At 46.0% G+C, this 778-nt stretch carries 3 protein-coding genes; all 3 read right to left on the bottom strand.

The window, feature by feature from the left end:
* Positions 1-359: PcfB family protein (locus DWW13_RS18435; protein WP_147398348.1), on the bottom strand; the 359-nt coding region annotated here is incomplete at its 3' end.
* 82 nt (positions 360-441) lie between these two features.
* Positions 442-660 carry a DUF5348 domain-containing protein gene (locus DWW13_RS18430; RefSeq protein ID WP_118530728.1) on the bottom strand — a complete coding sequence of 73 codons (219 nt, stop codon included), beginning with the start codon at positions 658-660 and terminating at the stop codon, positions 442-444.
* Between the two features lie 19 nt (positions 661-679).
* Positions 680-778 (bottom strand): DUF6017 domain-containing protein (locus DWW13_RS18425; RefSeq protein ID WP_236879803.1); only part of this gene is annotated, 99 nt, incomplete at its 5' end.

Genomic DNA, 778 nt, shown 5'->3' with positions numbered 1-778 from the left:
AATTTCTTTGCGGTAAATTCCCGAAATGCTTCGGTCATAACGTCAATATCCTTGCCCTTAAAAGACACAAGATAGGTCGGCGGCTTGCCGTTCTCAATCTTCTTGACGTTGTAATCAAGCCCGTTTTTCCTTGCGATAGGGTCAAAGGCTTTGATATTTTGGTCGGTAATCTCAATGTTGGAAACCTTTTCTCCCGGCTTCATAAGCTGCCGCATAGTGATTTTTCCATGCGGGGCTTTGGTTAGCTGCCCTTTGCCTTTGGCAAGCAGGGCTTTCATAGCCTTTTGCAGCACTTCGGCGGTCAGCTTAGATGTTTTGATTGCTAAAGACACGACTTTTTCATTGACTTCATCTTGCATGAAATCCCTCCTTTCATAGTTTGGTTAGGGTGGTGTGCCGCTTCGGGGCATAAAAATAAGGCGTACATTTTTCATGCCGCCTTTAGATACGCACCCGCAGCCCGTTCAAATCCGAAGCCCTCACACCAACAAGATACCAGTTGTTCCCGTACTCCATGCGGGTCGGCTTCCATTTGCCGCGTACAAACACTTCAAAGCAATCCCCACAATGCAATCCTCCGTAGTAGTCGTTAAGGTCAAAGCGAATGTCGTAACGGTCTGCCGTTTCATCAAAAATCAAAGCTCCTGTTTTCTGTGCCATACTAAAATCCTCCTGTTTTTTAATAGCCGCCGTACATATCGTGGTTGACAAGGGCGGTGTAATAGCTGTCTATGGTATTGGGTGCGTTGAAAAGTACCGCTTTCAGATATTGCTTGAT

The sequence above is a fragment of the Blautia sp. AF14-40 genome (assembly GCF_003479665.1).
In the GTDB taxonomy this organism is placed as follows: domain Bacteria; phylum Bacillota; class Clostridia; order Lachnospirales; family Lachnospiraceae; genus Fusicatenibacter; species Fusicatenibacter saccharivorans.
The sequence above is the reverse complement of the archived record's forward strand: the minus strand, read 5'-3'. Positions and strand labels throughout refer to the sequence as shown.